Origin of the sequence: Marinomonas sp. KMM3893, assembly GCF_004352855.1 — a bacterium.
Lineage (GTDB): Bacteria > Pseudomonadota > Gammaproteobacteria > Pseudomonadales > Marinomonadaceae > Marinomonas > Marinomonas arenicola.
This window is the reverse complement of record NZ_SJSC01000003.1, coordinates 502,134-526,800: the sequence shown is the minus strand read 5'-3', so window position 1 is coordinate 526,800 and position 24,667 is coordinate 502,134. Positions and strand designations below refer to the sequence as shown.

The 24,667-nt window shown below is 47.0% G+C and carries 23 protein-coding genes and 1 other RNA gene; 1 reads left to right on the top strand and 23 read right to left on the bottom strand.

Features of this window, described 5'->3' with window-relative positions; all coding sequences use genetic code 11:
- Positions 1-3: 3 nt before the first annotated feature.
- The 22 genes from mraY to E0D71_RS10225 all read right to left on the bottom strand — a co-directional run bounded on the left by mraY (position 4) and on the right by E0D71_RS10225 (position 23,284).
- Positions 4-1,086, bottom strand: a complete 1,083-nt coding sequence (gene mraY, locus E0D71_RS10330; RefSeq protein ID WP_133003224.1) for a phospho-N-acetylmuramoyl-pentapeptide-transferase — start codon at positions 1,084-1,086, stop codon at positions 4-6.
- A gap of 14 nt (positions 1,087-1,100) precedes the next feature.
- Positions 1,101-2,447: a UDP-N-acetylmuramoyl-tripeptide--D-alanyl-D-alanine ligase gene (murF, locus tag E0D71_RS10325; RefSeq protein WP_133003223.1), complete on the bottom strand. Its 1,347-nt coding sequence runs from the start codon at positions 2,445-2,447 to the stop codon at positions 1,101-1,103.
- Positions 2,437-3,903 carry a UDP-N-acetylmuramoyl-L-alanyl-D-glutamate--2,6-diaminopimelate ligase gene (locus E0D71_RS10320; protein ID WP_133003222.1) on the bottom strand — a complete coding sequence of 489 codons (1,467 nt, stop codon included), beginning with the start codon at positions 3,901-3,903 and terminating at the stop codon, positions 2,437-2,439. Before E0D71_RS10320 ends, murF begins: the two co-directional genes overlap by 11 nt.
- Before the next feature lies 1 nt (position 3,904).
- Entirely contained in the window at positions 3,905-5,668 is a 1,764-nt protein-coding gene (locus E0D71_RS10315) for a penicillin-binding protein 2 (RefSeq protein WP_133003221.1), read from the bottom strand.
- Entirely contained in the window at positions 5,665-5,943 is a 279-nt protein-coding gene (gene ftsL / locus E0D71_RS10310) for a cell division protein FtsL (RefSeq protein ID WP_133003220.1), read from the bottom strand. Before ftsL ends, E0D71_RS10315 begins: the two co-directional genes overlap by 4 nt.
- Complete coding sequence (gene rsmH / locus E0D71_RS10305) at positions 5,936-6,874, bottom strand: 16S rRNA (cytosine(1402)-N(4))-methyltransferase RsmH (protein ID WP_133003219.1); 939 nt, start codon at positions 6,872-6,874, stop codon at positions 5,936-5,938. Before rsmH ends, ftsL begins: the two co-directional genes overlap by 8 nt.
- A complete protein-coding gene (mraZ, locus tag E0D71_RS10300) occupies positions 6,871-7,326 on the bottom strand; it encodes a division/cell wall cluster transcriptional repressor MraZ (RefSeq protein WP_133003218.1) in 456 nt (151 codons plus the stop codon). The genes rsmH and mraZ overlap by 4 nt, the downstream gene beginning before the upstream one ends.
- Positions 7,327-7,545: 219 nt before the next feature.
- Positions 7,546-7,892: RNase P RNA component class A (gene rnpB, locus E0D71_RS10295), an RNA gene on the bottom strand.
- A gap of 87 nt (positions 7,893-7,979) precedes the next feature.
- Complete coding sequence (locus E0D71_RS10290) at positions 7,980-9,323, bottom strand: ATP-binding protein (RefSeq protein ID WP_133003217.1); 1,344 nt, start codon at positions 9,321-9,323, stop codon at positions 7,980-7,982.
- A 6-nt stretch (positions 9,324-9,329) separates the two neighbouring features.
- The gene (locus E0D71_RS10285) at positions 9,330-10,028 is read right to left on the bottom strand and encodes a response regulator transcription factor (protein ID WP_133003216.1); all 699 of its coding nucleotides are present in this window, start codon (positions 10,026-10,028) and stop codon (positions 9,330-9,332) included.
- A 205-nt stretch (positions 10,029-10,233) separates the two neighbouring features.
- The gene (locus E0D71_RS10280; protein ID WP_133003354.1) at positions 10,234-11,532 is read right to left on the bottom strand and encodes an adenylosuccinate synthase; all 1,299 of its coding nucleotides are present in this window, start codon (positions 11,530-11,532) and stop codon (positions 10,234-10,236) included.
- A gap of 37 nt (positions 11,533-11,569) precedes the next feature.
- Entirely contained in the window at positions 11,570-12,745 is a 1,176-nt protein-coding gene (locus E0D71_RS10275; protein WP_133003215.1) for an ATP phosphoribosyltransferase regulatory subunit, read from the bottom strand.
- 14 nt (positions 12,746-12,759) lie between these two features.
- On the bottom strand, positions 12,760-12,957 hold the full coding sequence (locus E0D71_RS10270; RefSeq protein WP_133003214.1) for a DUF2065 domain-containing protein: 198 nt from the start codon (positions 12,955-12,957) through the stop codon (positions 12,760-12,762).
- 117 nt (positions 12,958-13,074) lie between these two features.
- Positions 13,075-13,950, bottom strand: a complete 876-nt coding sequence (gene hflC, locus E0D71_RS10265) for a protease modulator HflC (RefSeq protein ID WP_133003213.1) — start codon at positions 13,948-13,950, stop codon at positions 13,075-13,077.
- Entirely contained in the window at positions 13,950-15,200 is a 1,251-nt protein-coding gene (gene hflK / locus E0D71_RS10260; RefSeq protein ID WP_133003212.1) for an FtsH protease activity modulator HflK, read from the bottom strand. The genes hflC and hflK overlap by 1 nt, the downstream gene beginning before the upstream one ends.
- A gap of 41 nt (positions 15,201-15,241) precedes the next feature.
- Positions 15,242-16,534 (bottom strand): ribosome rescue GTPase HflX, encoded by a 1,293-nt coding sequence (gene hflX, locus E0D71_RS10255; protein ID WP_133003211.1) that lies wholly within the window; start codon positions 16,532-16,534, stop codon positions 15,242-15,244.
- 35 nt (positions 16,535-16,569) lie between these two features.
- The gene (hfq, locus tag E0D71_RS10250) at positions 16,570-16,815 is read right to left on the bottom strand and encodes an RNA chaperone Hfq (RefSeq protein WP_115898762.1); all 246 of its coding nucleotides are present in this window, start codon (positions 16,813-16,815) and stop codon (positions 16,570-16,572) included.
- Positions 16,816-16,903: 88 nt separating this feature from the next.
- Positions 16,904-17,836 carry a tRNA (adenosine(37)-N6)-dimethylallyltransferase MiaA gene (miaA, locus tag E0D71_RS10245; protein ID WP_133003210.1) on the bottom strand — a complete coding sequence of 311 codons (933 nt, stop codon included), beginning with the start codon at positions 17,834-17,836 and terminating at the stop codon, positions 16,904-16,906.
- 1 nt (position 17,837) lies between these two features.
- Positions 17,838-19,784, bottom strand: coding sequence for a DNA mismatch repair endonuclease MutL (gene mutL / locus E0D71_RS10240; RefSeq protein WP_133003209.1), 1,947 nt, complete (start codon positions 19,782-19,784; stop codon positions 17,838-17,840).
- Between the two features lie 54 nt (positions 19,785-19,838).
- Positions 19,839-21,167 (bottom strand): N-acetylmuramoyl-L-alanine amidase, encoded by a 1,329-nt coding sequence (locus E0D71_RS10235; RefSeq protein ID WP_133003208.1) that lies wholly within the window; start codon positions 21,165-21,167, stop codon positions 19,839-19,841.
- Positions 21,168-21,257: 90 nt separating this feature from the next.
- Positions 21,258-21,725: a tRNA (adenosine(37)-N6)-threonylcarbamoyltransferase complex ATPase subunit type 1 TsaE gene (gene tsaE / locus E0D71_RS10230; protein WP_133003207.1), complete on the bottom strand. Its 468-nt coding sequence runs from the start codon at positions 21,723-21,725 to the stop codon at positions 21,258-21,260.
- Positions 21,726-21,757: 32 nt separating this feature from the next.
- Entirely contained in the window at positions 21,758-23,284 is a 1,527-nt protein-coding gene (locus E0D71_RS10225) for an NAD(P)H-hydrate dehydratase (RefSeq protein ID WP_165942981.1), read from the bottom strand.
- A gap of 34 nt (positions 23,285-23,318) precedes the next feature.
- Between E0D71_RS10225 and E0D71_RS10220 the strand changes: the two genes are divergently transcribed.
- Positions 23,319-24,068 carry a sulfite exporter TauE/SafE family protein gene (locus E0D71_RS10220; RefSeq protein ID WP_133003205.1) on the top strand — a complete coding sequence of 250 codons (750 nt, stop codon included), beginning with the start codon at positions 23,319-23,321 and terminating at the stop codon, positions 24,066-24,068.
- Positions 24,069-24,116: 48 nt separating this feature from the next.
- Here E0D71_RS10220 and orn read toward each other — a convergent pair whose 3' ends face one another.
- Entirely contained in the window at positions 24,117-24,665 is a 549-nt protein-coding gene (gene orn / locus E0D71_RS10215) for an oligoribonuclease (protein ID WP_133003204.1), read from the bottom strand.
- Positions 24,666-24,667 lie beyond the last annotated feature (2 nt).

The window sequence follows — 24,667 nt, the reverse complement described above, 5'->3', positions numbered from 1 at the left end:
CTCCTAACGCACTTTTAGAGTGGCAAAACCAACCAATACAAGACACACAGTAATAATCCAAAACCGCACAATAACCTTGGGCTCTGCCCAGCCTTTCAGCTCAAAATGATGGTGTATCGGCGCCATTCTAAAAATACGCCGCTTGGTCAGTTTGTAAGACGCCACCTGCAAAATAACGGACACCGTTTCCATTACAAAAACACCGCCCATGATAAACAACACCAATTCTTGGCGAACAATCACCGCAATGGTGCCCAAGGCAGCCCCCATCGCTAAGGAACCCACGTCCCCCATGAAAATCTGCGCTGGGTAGGTGTTAAACCATAAAAACCCTAAACCGGCACCAATCAGAGCCGAGCAAAACACCAGCAACTCACCTGAGCCATGAACATAAGGAATCAACAAATAATCCGCGAAACGAACGTTACCAGTAAGGTACGCAAATACCCCTAACGCCCCGCCGACCAGAACCGTTGGCACAATCGCCAGACCATCAAGACCATCGGTTAAATTCACCGCATTACTGGTGCCAACAATCACAAAATACGTCAACACGACAAAGAAGATACCTAAAGGCAAGGCCACATTTTTAAACAGCGGCACCAACAAGGCCGTTTCGGCGGGCGTGGTCGCGGTAAAGTACAAAAAGAAAGCGGCCGCTAGACCAAACACACTTTGCCAAAAATACTTCCACTTAGCAGGCAATCCTTTTGAGTTTTTCGCAACCACTTTACGGTAGTCATCCACCCAACCAATCACGCCAAACGCCCACATAACCGCTAATACAAGCCAAACGTACTTATTAGTGAGGTCTCCCCATAACAAGGTACTGATGGAAATTGAAAAAATAATCAACGCGCCGCCCATGGTTGGCGTGCCCGCTTTACTCAGGTGTGACTGAGGACCATCGCTTCGTATTGCCTGTCCAATCTGCAAACGTTGCAACAATAAAATGACACGATTCCCGATCAACAAAGAAATCGCCAGCGCCGTTAGCACACCCAAAATGGCGCGCAATGACAAATAATTAAAAACGGTAAAAAAAGTGTGGTGCTCGCTCAAATAAGCCGTCAGCAGGAGTAGCATGAGTTAATAGCATCCTAAAGTGTTAAAATATTCACCACATTTTCCATTTTAGAAGAGCGAGACCCTTTCACTAAAATGGCATGTGCCTTATTAAGCGCCTGAACAACAGACGCCGCTTCGTTGTGTGTCTGGCAAAAAACCGCCTCGCCGCCATTGGCGCGAAACGCTTGAGCCGCCAATCCAGCAATCGGACCGACACTGATCAAACAGGAAATGCCTTTTTGTTGAGCATATTCCCCAAGTGCTTTGTGTATATCATCTTGTTGCGCTCCCAACTCACCTAATGCACCAAGAACAAGCCAAGTTTTCTCGACTTTTTGCATGGCTAATACATCAATGGCCGCCTCAACAGACGTAGGGCTGGCATTGTAACAATCATTGATTAACAGAGCCTTATTTTTTGTCAACAAGCGCTCCATTCTACCGGGCACTTGAACAGGTTGCGCTAACTTAGCAACAGCGTCTTTCAAGCTCATGCCCAGCGCCATCAACGCCAATACCACAGCCATGCCATTCGCCACCAAATGTCGCCCAGCGCCAGACACATAAACCGCCACACTCTCCCCTTGATAAGTAAAAGTTGCACGGCTCGATTCTGCTTCTAACACCAGATCGTGAGCATACAAATCGGCGGATTCAGTAAACCCGAAGGAGCAAACTCGACGCTGATTGGCCAGCGTTTTCCAATAATCAAAATAAGCGTCATCGGCATTTAAAATAATGGTCGCTGTCGCTTTAGCGGCTGAAATCAGCTCACCTTTTTCAACCGCGATCCCTTCTAAACTACCAAAGCCTTCAAAATGACTGCCACTGGCGTTCGTTAAAATCACCACATCGGCACGGATAATTTCCGCCAGCTTTTTAATTTCGCCAGGAAAGCTGGTGCCCGCTTCAATCACAGCCGCATCATGATCACCAGTGAGTTCAAGCAAGGTCTGCGGCACACCAATCTGATTATTCAAATTAGCGCGTGTTTTTAGCACATTTTTTTCGTCAAGAGATTGAGCCAGCCAATCTTTTACGGTTGTTTTACCGTTACTTCCCGTAATCGCGACAACAGTGCCAGTAAAAGCCTCTCGAATGGCGTTCGCTATGCGCCCATAAGCCGCTACAGTGGACGCCACTCTGATGTAACTCGACACCGAAATATCCTTTTCAGACAGCACGGCGATGGCGCCTTGATCCATAGCCGATTGCGCATAGTCATGCCCATCAAAGCGCTCACCTTTAATGGCAACAAACAAGCAGCCGCCATGAATCTTGCGAGTATCAGTAACCACATCCTTAATGACTTGATCTTCCCCAATAAGCACACCGCCACAAAGACTCGCGATTTGAGACAAGGAAAGTTTAATCAACATAGCCATTTAGCACCTTTGCCGCTTCTTCTTTATCGTCAAAATGATGCTTTACACCATTCACATCCTGATACGTTTCATGCCCCTTGCCCGCGATCAAAATAATGTCGCCACGCGAAGCGGTCTCAATGGCTTTTGCAATCGCACTGGCACGATCCACATCAACATTCACCTCTGACGCAGGTGCGCCAGCAAGCGCATCATTAATAATCTGCTCTGGGGATTCGGTGCGCGGGTTATCCGAGGTTAACCAAACACTGTCTGCAAACGCTAACGCCGCCTGCAACATCAAGGGACGTTTGCCTTTATCGCGATCACCACCACACCCAAATACACACACCAAACGCCCTTGAGAATGTTCTTTTAGCGCTTGCAACGCGACCTTTAGCGCATCTGGTGTATGGGCATAATCCACAACCACTGCCGGCCCTTTTTCTGACACCACCCTTTCCATGCGACCAGGCGCCCCTTGCAAGGACGACAACGCAGAAATCAATAGCGCTTTATCCGCTACGGTGGACCATAAACTTGCTAAAGCGGCCAAGGCATTTTGAATATTAAAACGCCCCAGCAGTGGCAAAAAGACCGCATCTTCACCGTTCGGATGACACAATGTAAAGTGGCAACCATTGGGCGCCAAACGCAGAGAAGTAGCATAAAAATCAGCTTGCGAATTGCTCTCACTGTAATAATAACGCTCGCTGTCTGACGACAAACCTTGCGCCATAAAAGAAGCATACGGATCGTCCAAGCAAAACACCCCGCGAGTCACCCCCGGAAAAGAAAACAACCGACGTTTTGCAGCCGCATAAGCGTCCATAGTGCCATGGTAATCTAGGTGATCACGAGAGAGATTGGAAAACACCGCCGTTTGAAACGGCACGCCATACAAGCGCCCTTGATCCAAGGCATGTGAAGACGCTTCAAAGGCCACAAAATCAATCGATTTAGACGCCATATGGATCAGCAATTCATGCAATGACAATAGATCTGGCGTGGTTTGATTCGCCTCTTGCAGCGCGCCAATCGGCCCCACCCCAAACGTACCAATCAAACCACTAGAATGACCAATAGACTCAGCTAATTGAGCCAAGTAGTAACAAATCGAAGACTTACCATTGGTCCCCGTTACCGCCACCAAAGCGGCTGGCGGAAGCCCGAAAAATGAATACAGACACGCCACAAGAAAGGCCGCTGGATCGTCCACATGAATCAGCTGCAAGCGATCATGGGTCAATGAAAGATGCCCAGGCACAACAGCCACCTGACCACCCAACTCAGCCACTTTATCTAAATAAAGCCAGCCGTGACTGGTCACCCCTGGTAGGGCAAAAAAGACCCCATTAGGGTCCATTTTTCGGCTATCCGTTTCTAAATGAGTGTAGGTCTGACTGGCGGCAGGCTCATCGACGGTAAGCCCGACTAAATTAAGAAGCTGAGCATGCGTCAAATTAGCCATATTAATTCCCTTGCGCCACCCGATATGGCGCTTTTTTTGTATCAAGTCGCACTTCACGCAACCCATCAGGTAAGTCTGGTGAAATATTTAAAATCGTCAGCGCCCCTTCCATCACACGGGAGAAAACCGGTGCTGCGACTTCACCACCATAATATTGACGACCCTTTGGATCATTGATCATGATAACCATGGCCAAGCGTGGGTTCGAAGCAGGCGCAAAACCTGCAAACATAGCGTTGTATTGATCATACTCATACCCTTTTGAGCCGACCCTGTGCACGGTTCCTGTTTTACCCGCTACGCTGTAACCCGGTATTTTAGCCGCTCGTCCTGAGCCTCGCTGCACGACAGCCTCCATCATTTTCGTGACATTTTTAGCCACTTGACGCGGAATCACTTGTTTACCGACAGGCTTGCCATCTTGTTTAAAAATACTTACCGGCACACGATAACCGCCATTAGCCAAGGTCATATAGGCTTGCGCTAACTGCAATGTAGAAACCGATAAGCCATAACCATAAGAAAGCGTTGCCACTTCAGAAGGGTGCCATTTGGGATGAGACGGTAGATTTCCCGTCGCTTCACCAGGAAAACCAATGCCAACAGGAGAGCCAATACCAAGCTCATAATCTATGTTCCAAATGGCATCTTGAGGCAAAGAAAAGGCAATTTTAGAGGCGCCAACGTTACTGGATTTAACCAGTAATGTTTCTAAGTTGATTTTTCCATAATTGCCTTCGTCTCGAATCGTAAAGCGCCCAATGCGCAAGTAACCAGGCGCTGTATTAATGGTTGATTCTGTGTTGTATTGGCCTGACATAAGCGCCGCCGATACCGTGAAAGGCTTCATCGTGGAGCCCGGCTCGAATAAATCGATCACGGCACGATTTCGTAACTCGTCGTATTCTAACGTTGAACGATCATTTGGGTTATAAGATGGTTGGTTGACCATGGCTAAAATCTCACCGGTCTTCACATCCAAAATCACCGCAGACGCCGATGTGGCTCTATGCTCAGTCACCGCCGCTTTCAGCTCTCTGTAGGCAAGGTATTGCAAACGCAGATCAATGCTTAATTCTATATTTTGACCAGGACGCTCTGGCTCATCTTCGCCGATAGAGCGCAACACATTGCCATTCAAATCTTTTAGGAAGGTGCGCTTACCAGGTTTTCCCTGTAACGCTTTATCATAAGCAAGCTCTATCCCTTCTTGGCCTTTATCATCAATGTTGGTAAAGCCAACCACTTGAGCGGCCACTTCTCCGGCAGGATAAAAACGTTTGTATTCACGGGTTTTGCTAACCCCCACCACATGAGCAGCCATGATCCGATCCGCTTCATGAGGTGCAACTTGTCGCTTCAAATACATGTAAGAGCGATTTTTGTTGCTCTCAAACTTGTCTTGCAACCAAGCACGCCCAACCCCCATAGCATCAGCCAAATGCTTGATTTGCTGACTCGGTGTTTTCCCCTGCTGTGGGTCCTGCTCCATATTCCAAAGCGCTTTTGGATTGGCAATCAAGGTCCATGTTGGCGTACTGACCGCTAACGGCTCACCACGGCGATCGAGAATCATCCCCCTTGTCGCAGGAATAGATTCACTTCTCACCGCACGCATCTCTCCCTGATTCTGCAAGAATTCTTTATCAACAACGGTCAGGTAAAAAAGACGGCCGCCTGCGACTAGAAATAATACTAGCGCAATGCCGTACACAAACCTAAAACGCCATTTTCCTGGACGGTGAGAACCGTTTTCAATATTCATGGTTTAACTATTATTAATTCATCCTGAGTGGGGGAATGCATGTGTAAATCCTTGATGGCAGCTTGCTCTAATCGACTCGGCTGAGTCAGAGCACTTTGTTCTAACAACAGCTGCCCCCATGTAACCTCATAATTCACCTCATCTTTCTTTAACGCTTGAAGATGAGAAAAATCTGTCCTGAAATCATAAACTTGTACAACAACTAAAATAGATATCATGGCTAAAACAACAACACCGAGGCTGGTAGGCCAAGGAGAAAAACGTTGCTTAATCACTTATCTTCTCCAGCACACGAAGCACCGCACTGCGCGATCTCACGTTGTCGCTCACTTCCGATTCTGAAGGTTTAATCGCCTTACCAATGGTTTTAAATTTAATGTCTAAATGCGCATTACGAATCGGCAAATGACGTGGCAATTCAGGCCCTTTCGCTTTCAATTTCATAAAGCGTTTTACGATGCGATCTTCCAAAGAATGGAAACTAATCACCACCAAACGACCACCGACTTTTAAAGACTCGGTTGCGGCTTCTAATCCGGTTTCCAAATCCCCTAACTCGTTATTAATAAAGATTCGAATACCCTGAAAGGCTCGGGTCGCAGGATTTTTTCCTTTCTCCCAAGCTGGGTTGGCTTCCGCCACGACTTTAGAAAGCTGTAAGGTAGTGATGATTGGCGTGTGGGAACGGTATTCACAGATGGCTTTGGCGATGCGTCGCGAAAAACGTTCTTCGCCGTATTGATACATCACATCGGCAATTTCTTTTTCCCCAGCAACCGCAATCCATTCAGCCGCACTCATCCCTTTATCAGGGTTCATCCGCATATCAAGCGGACCATCATTCATAAAACTAAAACCACGTTCAGCGTCATCTAATTGGGGCGAAGAAACGCCCAAATCCATCATAATGCCGTCGACTTTATCGACACCAAACACCTCATTAATGTGCTCAGCCATGGCCGCAAACGTGTCTTGTACAATCGTAAAACGCGAATCTTCAGACTCCAGCGCTTTACCAAAACCAATTGCCACTGGGTCTTTATCAAACCCCAATAATTTACCGTCGTTCAATCGGTCTAACACTAGGCGCGTATGACCACCTCGCCCGAATGTCCCGTCGACATACAGTCCGTCAGTGTTGGTCACTAACATATCTACCGACTCATTTAACATCACACTGATATGTTTTGAGGTCGCGTCTGTCATAAAGAGATATCCATCATAATTTCTGGTTGCAATTCATCGAGTGATTCTTGAGATAAGTAGTCGTCGCGCTGGGACTCCCACTCATCTTGACTCCATATTTCTAATTTCTTCCCTTGCCCAAGCAAGGTTACTTTGCGATCTAAAGCGGCAAAATCACGCAATGGGGCTGGCAATAAAATCCTTCCCGCTTTATCCACTTCTAAATCTGTAGCATGACCAACCAAAAGTCGCTGAAGCCGTCTTGCCTGTGGCTGAAAACTTGGCAACTTATCCAATTTTTGCTGGATCTGTTCCCACTCAATCAATGGATAAAGCAATAAACACTTTGACGCTGGATCAATAGTGACGACGACACCTTCCTCTTCGTATTGAGCAAGTTCATCACGTAGGCGGGCCGGAAGCGTCATACGCCCCTTTGCATCCACACTCACTTGATGAATTCCACGAAACACGGCCATATCCCACTTATCGACACTTTATCCCACAATTTAACACCATTTGCTAAAAAGAGTAAAAAAAAATGCCCAAAATAAGCAAAAATAGATGCAATGATTCCGTAAAGACGCATTAGAGGAGATTTTTCAGAGAAAAACGCACAAAAAAGACAAGCTCTGTCTCAAGCAAGGGATTCAACGCGTTGGGATTGGTATTACAAAAAAAGAAGGGGAAAAAAAGCAAGTTGGCCGATAAGCCGGGTTCTGTCGTGAACAGTCATTCATCTAATACGTACATCACTGCACGTCTTTAGCAACCTACCCGAACTCAGCGCGGGTCACGCCAATGAGTTCCTATTTGGTCTTGCTTCAAGTGGGGTTTACCTTGCCACGAACTGTTACCAGTCGCGCGGTGCGCTCTTACCGCACCATTTCAACCTTACCGGTAGTAAACTACTTAGGCGGTTTATTTTCTGCTGCACTTTCCGTAGGCTCACGCCCCCCAGGCGTTACCTGGCACTTTACCCTGCGAAGCCCGGACTTTCCTCCCCCTCTTACGAGGCGGCGACTGCCTAGCCAACTTGCGACGCGCATATTACTGACCTCGCCGCAGAATAACAAGCACTTTCTTGCAAGCGCCCCAAAAGCCCTGCAAGAAAGCCTAATAAACACTAAACCAAAGGCACTTTAAAGCAGACTTCTAAGCCGCCTTGCGGTCGGTTTTTCGCCTCGATACAGCCATTATGAGCGTGAATAATACGTTTAGAGATGGTTAAGCCCACACCAAAACCACCGCTATTTGCCTCGCGCGCTTCAGACGAGCGATAAAAAGCATGGAATATTTTTTCGAGTTTTTCCTCAGGCACACCAGGGCCATTATCACGTACAAAGATAAGGGCATTCCCCCCTTTCTCTTCCGTGGCCACCTCGATAATGCCACCCTCACCCGCGTAGAAACACGCATTACGCAGCACATTCTCAATCGCATGACGCAACTGCAAAGGGTCGCCCAATAAGGTTTTTGGCAAGGTGCCAGACTTGGTAACCGAAATGCCCTTAAGCTGACTTTCAAAACTCACATCAGCAACAATTTCATCCAGCCATTCTTGCAAGTGCACCGTTTCTTTACTCAATGCCGCCGCTTCAAGACGACTGAGCGTCAACACCTGCCCAATCAACTCATCCAACTCATGAAGCTCAGTTCGAATTCGGCAAAGGTAACTTTTCTGCGACTCGACAGCGAACTTATCTTCTGCGATCGTCAAAGCCACTTCCATCCGAGCCAGCGGCGTTCTCAATTCGTGAGAAACATCGCGCATCAAACGCTCTTTGGATGACAGCAAGGTATCAATGCGCACCGCCATTTCATTAAACTCTTGCGCCAGCTTACCTACCGCATCACTGCGCCTTGCAAGCTTATCCTCTACCCGCGCCGACATGTCCCCTTGACCAAATAGCCGAGCCACACGTTGCAGTTTCAACAATGGACCAAGCAACCAGTAAGCCAACACCCCACTAGAGACCAACAAGCCCAATAATGACAATGCAATCACCAACCCAGGCGCCAAAGAGTCTATCTCAGGGTTCGGTCTAAAAATTAATAGGTATTGGACGTTATTCGCACCAATAACCTGGATAAACTGACTGTGTAAGAAATCCGCAGCGGGACGCCCGTCCGCTCTAGCGCCTTTACTCAACGCGCTTCCTGCCGTCGTGCCACTTGTGTCGTTTTCACGGAAATTTCTTGGCAGCGGCTTAAGCAAGGGACGACCATTTTCTTGGTAAAGATAAATATTACCAGACAAGCGTTTTTCCGCTTTTTCCGCCTCCCCTTTTAACGCCGCTAAACCAAATTTTTCGTACCCTGCTACCAGTTGAACACCAATATCACCTAATAAATCAGCAGACACCTGGTTATGTTTCTGGACAAATTCAACAATTCCCAAACCAATACTTACAACCACAGTATTAGAAAGTAGAACCACCAGAAACACGCGCAAAAAAGTACTCTTCATAAACTATTAAACGCCCTGTTCACTTGCTACAAAAATATAACCCACACCGCGTACTGTTTTGATTCTAGGATCGCCATTCTCTAGATTACCAATTTTCTTACGCAAGTTACTGATGTGCATATCCAAACTACGGTCATACATTGTTAACTTTCGACCCAAGGCTTTTTCGGACAATTCTTGCTTAGTCAATACCTGACCCGGCGCCATCAACATACACTCAAGCAAGGTGTATTCAGACGTAGTCAGCTCAACCAACTCACCTTCCAAGAAAACACTGCGATCTTTACGACGCAAAAGCACACCCGACAACTCGATATCCGCCGTTGGATCGTCTTCTTTCTCTTGGCTAGCTCGACGCAAGATGGCTTTAATACGAGCCAACAATTCACGCGGGTTAAACGGCTTAGACAAGTAATCATCCGCCCCCATTTCCAAACCTAGGATACGATCAATATCGTCTCCTTTCGCCGTCAACATAATAACGGGCACAGAACTTTTATTACGAATCTGTTTGAGTGTTTCAAACCCATCCAACTCAGGCATCATGACATCTAGAATCACAATATCAGGCATATCAGCTGCCATTAACTCCAACGCTTCACGACCATTCCATGCGTGAGCAACCTGGTAACCTTCACCATCAAAGTACTCTTTGATCAAATCAGACAAACGTGCATCATCATCCGCTAACAATAACTTCATCATAATTACCTTATCTCTTTTAAATAGATTCATTCTCTTACGACGCAAGTGCGTCCGTAATATCAATTGTAAATATTACCTTAGGGATAAATAAAGACCTGCCCCCATTTTCACTCTATTTACAATTCATACTAATAAATGACTCCTTCTCACTAAAAGCAAACAAAAAAAGCCGCATCAGCGGCTTTTTTGTCTATTTCACAAGCAATTAGCTTTTGAAAGGGTCACGCAAAACAATAGTTTCGTTGCGATCGGGACCCGTCGAAATAATATCAACAGGCACACCTACATGCTCTTCTAAGAAGCGAATGTAGTCTTGTGCATTTTTAGGCAGCGCTTCAAAGTTTGGCGCACCCACTGTCGATTCACTCCAACCAGGAAGTTCAACATAAACAGGACGTGCTTGCTCATAGCCTTCACTATCAACAAGAGAGCCAACCACTGGATTGCCATCGGCGTCAGCGTAAGACACACATACCTTGATCACACTAGAACCGTCTAGTACATCCAGCTTAGTTAAGCATATGCCAGATACTGAGTTGATCTGTACTGCGTGACGAAGCGCCACAGCGTCAAACCAACCACAACGACGAGAACGACCTGTTGTTGCACCAAACTCATGACCACGAGTACCAAGGCGCTCGCCATCTTCATCAAACAATTCAGTTGGGAAAGGACCTGAACCAACGCGCGTTGTGTAAGCCTTGGTGATACCCAAAACATAATCCAGATACAAAGGACCGAAGCCAGTACCTGCAGGGGCACCGCCAGCGGTTGTATTGGAAGACGTCACATAAGGGTAAGTACCGTGATCCACATCCAACAATGAACCTTGCGCACCTTCAAACATGATGTTGGCGCCAGACTTTCTCAAGTCATGCAAAATGGAAATCGTATCCGCAACCATAGGGCGCAAGAAGTCCGCCATTTCCAAACCTTCCGCGTAGACTTCGTCGTAAGAGATAGGCTCAACTTTATGGTAGCTTGTCAAAATGAAGTTATAGTACTCAAGCACTTCTTTCAGCTTACAAGCAAAACGCTCAGGATCCAGCAAATCACCAACACGAATCGCACGGCGCGCTACTTTATCTTCGTACGCAGGCCCGATACCACGACCCGTTGTACCAATTTTTTTCTCGCCTTTTGCAAGCTCGCGAGCTTGGTCCATTGCGATATGGTAAGAAAGGATCAACGGACAAGCCGCACTCACTTTCAAACGATCAACCGCAGGCACACCCTGTTCTTGAAGATCAAGCACTTCTTTCTTCAACGCAGCAGGAGACAGCACAACACCATTACCAATGATGCACTGAACGCCTTCACGCAAAATACCAGAAGGAATCAAATGCAGAACTGTTTTTTTGCCATCAATAACCAAGGTATGACCCGCATTGTGGCCACCTTGAAATCGCACTACCGCTGCAACATCTTCAGTAAGTAGATCAACTACTTTACCCTTGCCTTCATCACCCCATTGGGTGCCTAGAATAACGACATTTTTACCCATAATATCAGGTCTCATCTTGATAGTTCTTAAAGAAAATCTATTGTTCGGCCGACACAAGCTGCCAAGCATCATCAACAAACACTAACGTAAAATCTATGGCGTCTACACAACCATCGTCCAACGCCTCAATCACTCGGTATCCCTGAGCTCGCAATGCATTCACTTTCAACCACAAATCATCACTTTCGCAGACAGGAGACAACACAGTTTTTGGCGCCACAACGTCAATATTGGCCAGTGCCACCAAGGCTTTAACATCAGTACTAAAGCCAGTTGCTGGTCGAGAACGACCAAAAACTTGTCCAATATTGTTATAGCGACCACCTCGAGCAATGGCGTTACCATGCCCTGGAACGTAAGCCGCAAAAAGCAATCCGGTGTGATAGCTATAAGACACCAAATCGCTCAAATCAAAATGCAATCCTATACTAGGATAGCGGCGAGCAACGACGGTGCTCACATTCGTTAGCAACGCCAGCGCATCATCAATCGACTGACTGATACCGCCTAACCCTTGAACAGCGGTTTTCAACACTTCAACACCGCCACACAGGCGAGGCAAAAGCACCAACCACTCAGACTGTTCTTGAGCCACGTCTAAATGTTTCACAAAAGCATCAAGCTCAGGAAGATCTTTAGCATTATAAAGTTCAAGCAGCTTACTTTCTTGATCATCGGTCAAGTCACAAGCGGCCAACACACCTCGCACGATATTAACGTGACTAAGGTCTAACACTAGATTTGATAGTCCCGCAGAAAAAAGCGTTTCCAACATCAAAGACAAGACTTCGATATCGCTCTCTAATCCACCGTGACCATATAATTCTGCACCCAGCTGTATTGGGCTACGAGTACCATCCAAGCCTGCTGGCATAGTGCGCAACACACTACCGCAATAACTCAAACGCTGAACACCTTCACCTTTAAGACAATGCGCATCGATTCGAGAAACCTGCGAGGTAAAATCTGCACGCACGCCCATAAGACGACCAGATAATTGGTCAATCACCTTAAATGTTTCGATTTCTAGGTCTGAGCCTGCACCGATAAGGAGGGAGTCTAGGTATTCTAAGAGAGGTGGGATTACAAGATGATAACCCCAACTTTCATGGAGATTCAGCAGGGTTCTTCGAAGATGTTCTATTTTAGCGGCCTGTTCAGGCAACGCCTCATCCACACCTTCAGGAAGCAACCAACGGTCTGCTAATGTCATTAAACTATATCCTCTTAGCTTCGAGTCAGTAAAAGGAGCATTAATCCAAGAAACATACTAACCACACCCAGAATACGCAAATTCACATCGGAACTCGCGAGTGCTTTCACCATGATTCGTCTCCATAACTGAGGAGCTAAAAACGGCAAAATTCCCTCGGCGATCAATAACAGGCTGACGCCAATAAGCAGCGACTGCAACAATTCCTGCATAGACTCTCTTTATTTTGACCATTAAAAAACCGGGCAGGACCCGGTTTGTGTAATAGTACCATGTTTCCTATTTCAACAAATAGGCTTCACGATCCAATATTGCTGAATAATTCATCCTTACTTAGAAGGAGTAGAACTATTCAAATACTTAAAGAACTCGCTATCAGGTTTAAGCACGAACAAATCCTTCTTACCAGAGAAGCTATCTCGGTAAGCCTGAAGACTACGATAGAAATCGTAGAACTCTGGATCTTGCTTGTAGACTTTAGAATAAATAGCAGCCGCTTGCGCATCACCGTCACCGCGAATCATTTCCGCATCACGTTGAGCTTCCGCTTCAAGAACCACACGCTGACGATCTGCATCCGCTCGGATACCTTCCGCCAACTCAAGACCTTTCGATCTGTGCTCGCGTGCTTCACGCTCACGTTCCGTTCTCATACGCTGGTAAACAGACTCACTCACATCTGGCGGTAACTCGATTCGCTTAACTCGAATATCAACAATTTTGATACCCAACTCAGACTGAGCTACTTTATCCAAATTATCGCGAAGCTCTGTCATCAACTGATCACGCTGACCAGAAACCACTTCATTCATGGTGCGCTCACCAAACTGGTTACGCAAACCTGTATCTACTCGAGAAGAAAGCACTCGGTTAGCCACAAATTCATCACCTGAAGTCGCCTGATAAAACTTAGCAACCGATTCAATTTTCCATTTAACATAAGAATCAACGATGACCGCTTTCTTCTCAAGTGTTAAATAACGCTGTGGACGAGAATCCATTGTCAAAATACGTGAATCAAATTTCTTCACATCATTTACAACAGGGATCTTAAAATGAAGACCCGGCTGAACATCCGCTTCAACAATCTCACCAAATTTAAGCACGACAGCGCGCTGAGTCTCTTTCACGACATACAAAGTCTGAGACGCAACCAAAATGGCAATCAGTGCAGCAAATAGAATTGAAAAAGAAAGTCCTTTCATTAGTTTCTCCCCTGTCTATTTACCGTCGTACCTTGGCGCTTACGAATCTCATCAATTACTTGATCCGTTATCGTGCCAATACTGCCAGAATCAAGAGACTTAACGTCTACCTTGCTTCCTGAAGCTTGATTTTTCATCAACTGATCTAGAGGCAGGTACATCATATTGTTACCGTCTTTTGTATCCACAACGACTTTATTGGTATCTTTATAAACAGATTCCATTGTTTCGATATAGAGACGACGACGCGTCACATCTGGTGCTTTCACATACTCACGGTAGAGGCGATCAAAACGATCGGCCTGACCACTCGCACGCGCCACTATTTCAGAGCGATAAGCTTCGGCTTCTTCACGAATTCGCTGTGCTTTACCACGCGCTTCAGGAATCACACCATTAGCGTAAGACTCCGCCTCATTACGAACACGCAATTCATCTTCTTTCGCTTTAATAACATCATCAAACGCTTCTTGCACTTGCGTTGGCGCTTGCGTGTTTTCAACGTTAACTTTAGAGATCAATAAACCGGTACCGTAAGCATTATTGTAATCCTGTAGACGCACCTTAACTTCTGACGCAAGCAACTCACGACCTTCCGTCAAAATCTGATCCATTTCAGAACTACCAACAACATGGCGCAAAGCACTTTCTGTCGCTTGAGCAAGAGACTCTTCAGGATCACGCACATTCAAAAGGAAATCTTTTGGATTTTCTACTGAGTACTGCACAGAAACACTTACATCAACAATGTTGTCATCAACCGTTAACATCAGCGCTTTATGATCATGAGAACGTACTTTTGTCACGTTCACCTTACTAACAGAATCTATTAATGGCGCATTCCAATGTAGACCAGGCATTACTGTTTCGTAGTACTTACCCAATCTTAGAACAACACCACGCTCTTGCTGATCCACCTGGTATACGCCTGACGCTGCCCATAAACCAAGCAAAGCGATCAACACGATGGCAACTAAGCCACTACCAAATTTTCCAGAAAAACCAGAATCACCACCACCGCCAGAACCGCCTTTACGGCCTTTCTTGACGCCTAGCATCCCCATAAGCTTTCTAAAAGCTTCGTCAAGATCAGGCGGACTTTGATCATTGCCACTGCCTGTTTGACGACCCCATGGGTCATTACTATTGGAATCCTTATCACGACCGTCGTTTGGGCGATCCCCATCTGTACGGTTTTTATCCGGATTCCATGGGTCCTTGTCGTTATTACCCGGTTCATTCCAGGCCATACTACATCTCCACTTTATTTTAATGATAATCAAATCTTGAGTTATGCAGCTTCAATCTGATCTTCAGACATTCCAGCACGCGCTAGTATTTGTAAATAGTCCTTTTTTGGCAACCTAACTTCTAACACAGATTGCCCAAATTCATCATAGCGTTCGGAGCGAACCGCTCCTTGCTCAAACAACATGGCCCTTAAGCGGCCATATTCATTTGGTAATACCAGCGTTTCATTGAGTACATCTTCCGCCAAAAGTTCCGCAATCGCTTGCTGTAATAATTCAATACCCAATCCATCGCGAGCTGACACCCACACCCGAACAGGTTTGCCATCCGCATCTCGATCTATTCGAGCTTCTGAGCCTGGCAACATATCAATTTTATTAAACACTCTTAACGTCGGCACTTCATCAGCGCCAATTTCTTTCAGTACACTTTCCACTTCCGCGATGTTTTCATCTCGTGATATATCCGCCGCATCCACAATGTGAAGCAACAGATCCGCCTCAGAAGACTCTTTCAATGTCGCCTGAAACGCTTTTACCAAGCGGTGCGGCAACTGTCGAATGAAACCAACTGTATCGGCCAACACCACAGAACCAATTTGCTCTAAGTCCAAGCGTCGTAACGTCGGATCCAAGGTTGCAAACAATTGGTCAGCGGCATACACATCCGCGCCGGTAGCACGATTAAACAAAGTAGACTTGCCCGCGTTGGTGTAACCCACCAAAGACACAGTCGGCACCGCAGAACGAGAACGCGCTCGACGGTTTTGATCACGCTGAGAATTTACCTTATCCAAACGTTTTTGAATGGACTTGATACGCTCACGCAACAAACGACGGTCTGTTTCAAGCTGGGTTTCACCTGGGCCGCCTCGTACACCGATACCACCTTTCTGGCGTTCCAAGTGAGTCCAACCTTTCACCAGTCTTGTCGACATATGCTGAAGCTGGGCCAATTCCACTTGTAACTTACCTTCATGGGATCGCGCACGCTGGCCAAAAATATCCAAAATCAATCCTGTGCGATCAAGCACACGACAATTTAAGAAATTTTCTAGATTTCGTTCTTGGGAAGGAGATAAGGAGTGATCAAAAAGGACGACTTCTGCCCCTTCTCGATCAACAATACCTTTGATTTCATCTAATTTGCCGGTACCGACAAAATATTTGGAATCAGGTCGCAGACGAGATCCGGTAACAACCGCTATCGGATCCGCACCCGCTGAGATGGAAAGCTCAACAAACTCTTCCGGTCCATAGGACACACGCTGATCGTGAAAATCCATATGAACCAATACTGCAATATCACCACTATCGGGGCGTTCAAAAAACAAATTAATATTCCTCAGTTTGCCCTGTTAACAGCAAACTATTCAGTAGCGTCTTCCGGCTGATCAGGAGAAGGGACGCGTATAGTACGAGAAGGCACAACAGTAGAAATGGCATGCTTGTATACCATTTGACTAACGGTGTTTTTCAAAAGAATCACAAACTGATCAAAGGATTCGATTTGGCCTTGAAGTTTAATACCGTTTACAAGAAAGATAGAAACAGGCACTCTCTCTTTACGTAAAACATTTAGATAAGGGTCTTGTAATGATTGCCCTTTCGACATTGGAATCTCCTTTAGCAAGCGCAAAAAATAAAATTAATCTTAGTAAAACAATACGGTAGATAGTACACGAAATCTTTCTGTATTTCCCCTATATAATCCTGCTTTCTATGTAATTCAAGGCCTGAGGAATAAGATCTTTTGCCAAACTGTCGAAAATCATCAAATCCTCCCAGCCTCGCAGCCAAGTTAGCTGCCTTTTCGCTAGCTGGCGAGTAGCAACCACTCCCTTAAAGATAGCATCTTCAAGCAAATCGTCACCATTTAAATAGTGCCATAGCTGACGGTAACCAACACAGCGCATAGAAGGAAGGTCAATAGACAAATCACCACGCCCATACAAGGATTCCACTTCTTGCAAAAAGCCTTGATCCATCATGTCGTAAAAGCGCTGCTCGATTCGTGCATGAAGCACGCTTCTTTCTTTTGGCATGACCGCCAAATTCACCATCTCAAACGGCAATGAAACAGGTGTCTGCTCAGACCACCATTGCGTCATTGATCGGCCCGATACTCGATACACCTCTAACGCTCTTTGCAAACGCTGAGGGTCATTCGGGTGAATTCGCAAAGCCGACTCAGGATCCACTCGCGCCAACTCCTCATGCAGCGCAGGCCAGCCTTTCTCCATCGCCTCTTGCTCAAGATCCGCTCTGATTTTGTCATCCGCACTTGGTAGTGGCGCCAACCCTTTTTGCAAGGCGTTAAAGTACATCATGGTTCCGCCAACCAACAAAGGCGTTTTACCCGCCGCGATAATCTCCTGAGATTGCGTCACCGCGTCCTCAACAAAGTCCGCCGCCGAATACGATTCCAAAGGGTCAATGATATCAATAAGGCGATGGGGAGCTTTCGCCAATGTGCTGGCGTCCGGCTTAGCCGTCCCAATATCCATCCCCTTGTACACCAAAGCAGAATCAACACTGATAATTTCATAACCATGATTTTGCGCCAGCTCAACCGCCAACCCAGTTTTACCAGACGCCGTTGGCCCCATCAAACACACAACACTTGGCTTTGCCATACTAGCGCCCTCGCAAAAATAGTTTATCAAGATCAGACATTGTCATCTGAGTCCAAGTCGGGCGACCGTGATTGCACTGACCGCTTCGCTCGGTAATTTCCATGTCGCGCAGCAAGCTGTTCATTTCAGCAATCGTCAATTTACGATTGGCACGCACCGCACCATGACAAGACATGGTCGCCATCAACTCATTCGCCCTAGCCTCTAACAGGTCAGACACCCCATTTGCAGACAGATCGCTGATCACATCACGCACTAAGGCTTCAGTATCCGCTTTAATAAGAATAATCGGCACTTCGCGCACCATGACACTTTCTAGACCGGTGCGCTCAACCCTAAAGCCAAACGCAGAGAATACCTCGCCATTTTCCTCTACCAGATCCGCCTCGCTTTGCGACACAGACACATTGATAGGCACTAATAACGGCTGAGTGGCGATGCTTTTTTCATAGAACGAGGTCTTCATTCGCTCATACACAATGCGCTCGTGCGCTGCGTGCATATCCACCAGAATCAAACCATTTTCACTTTCCGATAAAATATAAACACCGTGCAACTGGGCAACCGCGAAACCCAAAGGAGGAACCGTTTGGTATTCTTCTTGTACACTGCCAGCAAAACCTGTCGCCACATTCAGCGATGGCGCTGGGGTTTGCCGAATCTCACCGGTCAAAGGGTCAACCTGCTCATTACCAGCCGCCGACGCATAACCACCAGATGACGCATAGTCATTCGCATAACCAGACAAGCTTCGCATGCCTTCGAGTTGGCCCGCCACCTGATCCACTGCCACACGAGACTGAGGCGCGCGCATCCAATCGGTACTGTTCACCGGGCGATTCGCCAGAGGCAACGCGGATTGTTCGGTAATCGCCGCTTCTGGTTGCGCGACACCCTGAGAAACACTCAGACCGCCCTCACTCGCCCCTTCAGTTTCGGACTCAGGTCGCACATCCGCAATCGCCTTATGAATACGACTGAACAAAAAGTCATGCACCAAACGGCCATCACGAAAGCGTACTTCATGCTTCGTTGGGTGCACATTGACATCCACCGTTGCAGGGTCTAATTCCAAATACAACACAAACGTAGGGTGTCGACCGTTGTACAAAACATCTCGATACGCCTGCCTTACCGCATGCGCCACCAGCTTATCCTTGACCACACGACCATTAACAAAGAAATACTGAAGGTCGGCTTGAGAGCGAGAAAAAGTCGGCAAACCAATCCACCCCCACAAACGCAAGCCGGCGGCTTCCACATCAATGGTCAGCGCATTTTCAATGAATTTTTTACCCAACAAACTGGCCAATCTGTGCTCAGCATGCAACTGATCGGTCACCGGGCGCAGGTCGTAAATTTGCTTACCGTTATGGCTTAATCGAAAGCCTGTATCGTAGCGACTCAATGCCAGTCGTTTCACCACCTCTTCAAGATAGTTGAATTCGGTTTTTTCCGTGCGCAAAAACTTGCGACGCGCTGGGGTATTAAAAAACAAATCGCGCACATCTATCGTCGTGCCTTTCGGGTGAGAGGCAGGGCGCACAGAAGTGCTCATATCCTTACCTTCGGTTTCCACCCGCCAAGCCTCAACTTCGCCTTCTGCCTGTGAGGTCAAATGCAAACGCGACACAGAACTGATACTCGCCAACGCCTCACCACGAAAACCCAGCGTTCGTACGGCTTCCAAATCATCGAGTGTAATGATTTTACTGGTCGCATGACGACTCAACGCCAACGACAAATCGTCCTTCAATATACCCACGCCGTTATCACGAATTTTGATACGCCTCACGCCGCCCTGCTCAACATCGATATCAAGCTGGGTCGCTCCGGCATCCAAACTGTTTTCAAGCAACTCCTTCACCACAGAGGCAGGACGCTCAACCACTTCACCAGCGGCAATTTGGTTTGCTAAACGAGGGGATAAAAGATTAATTCTTTGCATGAACTGCCTTTTATTGAGAAAAGGCCCCTGCCAAAAGGCAGAAACCAGTAAAGATTAACTTGCGGGAATAAGAAGTTTCTGGCCAATCCAAATTACATCGTTTTTAAGCGAATTAGCACTTCTTAACGCACTCAGAGAAACATTATTACGTCGCGCAATTTGAGAAAGCGTGTCTCCCTTGGCCACAGTGTAAGCGTAACCAGCATGACGCTGCTGCTTCCATGCCACCAAGCTTCCTTTTGGTGCATTTTTTGTAAAATACCCAACAATGCCGCTCGAAATAGCCGACGCCAGTTTATAACGGTAAGTTTTGCTGGATAAATTTTTAGCCTCGGTGCCATTCGAAACAAAACCGGTTTCAATCAAGATAGAAGGAATGTCTGGGGATTTTAACACCACAAAACCCGCTTGCTGAACCGAGCTTTTATGAAGTCGAGCCACGCCTTTTAAATCATTCAGAACACTATTCCCCACATTCAAACTCATTTGAATGGTGGAGTTCATCGACATATCCAACAGTACTTCTGCCAACAACTGATCCTTATCATCCAGCGATATGCCGCCCACAAGGTCGGCTGAGTTTTCTTGTTGCGCTAACCATCGCCCCATTTCAGAGGACTTACCACTTAATGACAGCGCCCACACCGAAGCACCGTGCGCGCTCGCCCGAGTAAAAGAGTCCGCATGGATAGAAACCATTAAATCTGCATTCGCCTCACGCGCCACTTTAGAGCGGTCACGCAACTTCAAAAAAACATCCGTGGAGCGCGTCAATACCGCCTTAAAACCATCCACCTTGTTGATTCGCCTGGCCAGCTCTTTCGCAATAGACAACACAATGTCTTTCTCACGCACTCGATATTTACCAAGAGCACCTGGGTCTTTCCCCCCATGCCCTGGGTCGATGGCGATTACAATATCGCGTTTAGCGCTCTCAATGCTCGCCAAGCTTTTAACCGTTTTGGCAACTTGCTTTTTGCCATAACTAAGCTCCACTAAAATGCGTGGACCATAACCACCACTGGCCGCTAATACGGTGCTTTTCGCTCGAACTTGCTGTGACAAGTCCAACACAAAACGAACCCCATCGTTACGACGCGCGTAGCGCACTCGCATCAGCACCCCAGAGGATAAGGCCGATAAATTGTTAACGACCTTTTCACTCAATTGAACCTTACTAATATCCAACACCACGCGGTCGGGGTTAGACAACGGAAACATCCGATGCTCCGACGCAGCAGACAACTCAAAAACCAAACGGGTAACACCGGCTTGTTGCCCTACTCTAATATCACGAATTTCTGCCGCCGATACATCAAAAGACACCAACAACAAAAAAAAATGGCAGAAAACAAACAGGTAAGTGCGAAATTTATTATGCATATCAGACAGCTAGCTAGTATATGTGACACACTATAACTGCTGACTAAGTGGATCTCAATCTTAGTCAGAAGAAAGACATTAACGGGGCAATCAATTTAACGCGTTAGCCAAACCACTGAGCGCCAACTGTCCTCTCTTTGTCCCCGCCTCCACTAACACCTTACGACCTTGCGCAATGCGCTCAATAGACACAACCACATCCGCGTCAGGCAAGACACCTTGGCCCATTTCGGCCCATTCAATCAGGCACAAACCTTGATCAGAAAAATAGTCTCTAATGCCCATGTACTCTAACTCTTCAGCATCCCCCACTCGATACAAGTCAAAGTGAAACACCTCAAGCCCGGTAAACTCATAAGGCTCAACGATCGTATAGGTTGGACTTTTGACAGGCCCTTCGTACCCTAAACCACGCAACACACCTCGAACCATGGTGGTTTTACCCATTCCCAAGTCACCTTCAAGGTATACAACCACCCCTTTTTCAAAGGCTTGCGCTAAGCTCGCACCAAATGCTTCCATCGCTTCTTCGCCGTAAATTTCTTTTTCAACCTGCATTAACTCGTTATTCCTCAATAGTGTCTGATAATTCAATCCAAATACTCTAATACATCATAGGGCTGAGCACGATGAACCCCTCTCTTTCCAGCCATTTCGCCGGCGGCATAATTGTGCCAAGAAACCGCCATTAAAGCAGCCTCTAAAGGCGTTTTATAATACGCAAGTGTCGCACCCAACATACCGCTCAGTACATCACCAGATCCGCCCTTGGACAGCACTGGCTCAGATTTTCCCGCAATATAAACCTGCCCTTGGGGATTTGCTATCACAGACGCTAGGCCTTTTAACACCACCACACAAGCGTATTGCTTCGCCAACGCCACACTCGCCTCAATAGGAGAACGGTTAATGGCATCGATACGCCAACCTAATAGCCGAGCAGCCTCACCCAAATGGGGGGTAATAACAGACCCCTCGGGCAAGCTTACATCACTCAATTGCGCCAACCAAAACAACCCATCCGCGTCCAAAACCAACGGCAGGGACAACGCCATCACACGCTGAAATAACGCCTCCCCCCATTCCTCTCGACCCAAACCTGGCCCAAGCACCACCACAGTGTCTTTTCGAATACCCAATGACATTGCTCGCTCATGGGCAAGGTCGAACGCCATGACATTAGGGTTTCTAACCAGAGAAGCCGCCACATGTTCACCACGAGTCATCAAAGCAACCGTACCAGCGCCCGATTTCGCCGCCGCTTCACTGGCCATAATCGCTGCTCCACCGTAACCATGATCGCCGCCAAACACGGCCACATGCCCATAGCGCCCTTTATGGCTGTCGGCAAAACGCGGACAAGGCTTATGCTTAGCTAACTGGGCCACATCAAACCAATCAATTTGCTCGGAAAAAGAGGCAACAGCAAGAGACGAACGATCCCCCTCTGACATGGCGGACAACAAGGCATTCGACCCTAAAGCCTCATTAACCAAGCGCCCCGAGGCAATGCTTCCCAACCCTAAGACATGACCAATTTTAGGCTGCACCATGGACAGGGTAATATCCGCCGCCACGTACGCTTGCGCATAACCTGTATCGGCATCCACCCCCGTGGGTAAATCAATGGCCATTACCGAGGCACCAGCTCGCTTCGCACGATTAATCCAATCAACAACCGAACACAAAGCGTCGTCAAGCGGTAAACGCGCACCAATGCCCAGCACACCATCAACCACCACAGACCCAACGCATTCACGCAGAGCGTCAAATGGTTCGATGTCCACACCATCCGCAAGCGCCAAATCAAACGCTTTTAGTGCATCACCCCGTCGTTCGGTTTTTGCACAATCCAAAACCAATACATTCAACTCAGCTTGTTTTAATAAGCGCGCCAATAGAAGACCATCGCCGCCATTATTGCCACCACCAACCACAATGACAAAGTGCTGGGAATCGGGCCAATTTATGGCAATATGCTTAAACAGCATTTGGGCTGCACGCTGCATCACAGCAAAAGGGTCCCTCTCAGCCGCAAACAGACGCTTTTCTATTTGCCTGATGGCCGCCACGGTGAACACTGGCTGAGCAACAAAGCTTCCAATATGTTTGATCATCTTCATCACCTATAAATACACGCTAAGGTTATCTATGGATTGGCTACTTATTTCACTTATTGCGATTGCGGTTGTACTAACTGGCATTTCTAAAGGCGGCTTTTCAGGGGCATTTGGCATTCTCGCCGTCCCACTGATCTCACTAACAACCTCCCCCATGCACGCAGCCGCCATCATGCTTCCTATATTATGTCTTATGGATCTTTTTACCGTGCAAAAGTTCTGGAAAAAATGGGACACAACACAACTTAAAAAATGCATTCCACCGGCCATTATAGGCGTGATTATTGGCGGTTTAACAGCCAATTGGTTTTCTGAAGACTGGCTAAAGACGTTAGTCGGGGTCATTGCCATTGGCTTTTCCATTAACTCATGGCCAACCGAAAAACGAAAACGCACCCTTAACCCGCTCGGCTTTATCGCGGCAAACGCCTGGTGCACACTCGGTGGTTTCACCAGTTTTATTGCCCATGCCGGTGGCGCACCAATGAGCGTTTACCTGTTAAGAGCAAAGCTCGATAAAACACGCTATGTGGCCACCGCCGCGGTTATTTTCGCCACCATCAACTACGTAAAACTGATCCCATACACCTTGCTCGGAGAATTTAATACTCACACAGTGTTACTGTCTCTAAGCTTCGCTCCACTGGCCTATCTGGGTGTTCAATTGGGCGCCTGGCTACACTACAAACTGCCTTCTGACGTGTTTTTTAAGTGCATCTTTGTGTTTTTATTTTTAACGGGGCTCAAACTTACTTACGATGGCCTATCCGCCATTCTATAAAAAAGGCGCGCTGGTTAAGCGCGCCTTTCAAAAAGCAAAGCTCAGCGATTACGCGAGGCCAAACATGGTTTTTCGATAGTGCTGCAACTCACCAATGGACTCCATAATATCATCCAGCGCCAAATGTGCCCCTTTCTTAGTAAACCCTTCTAACGCCTCTGGCTTCCAGCGTCTTGCCAACTCTTTAATCGTACTCACATCAATATATCGATAATGGAAAAACGCTTCCAGCTTCGGCATATACTGGTATAAAAAGCGACGATCTTGGCCCACACTATTCCCACAAATTGGCGACGCGCCAGCGGGTAAATATTGCTCTAAAAACGCAATGGTTTCTGACTCTGCTTGCGCCATACTGATGTCTGATGACAAAACGCGTGCCGTCAATCCTGACTCACCATGATGCTGGGTACACCATTCATCCATGGCGTCCATAACGGCTTTTTCTTGATGAATAACAAGATTCGGACCTTTCGCCAGCACATTAAGATTTTTATCGGTTACCACAGTGGCAATTTCGATAATGGTTTCTTTCTCAGGATCCAATCCGGTCATTTCTAGATCAATCCACACTAAATTTTCATTACTAAAGCTCATCT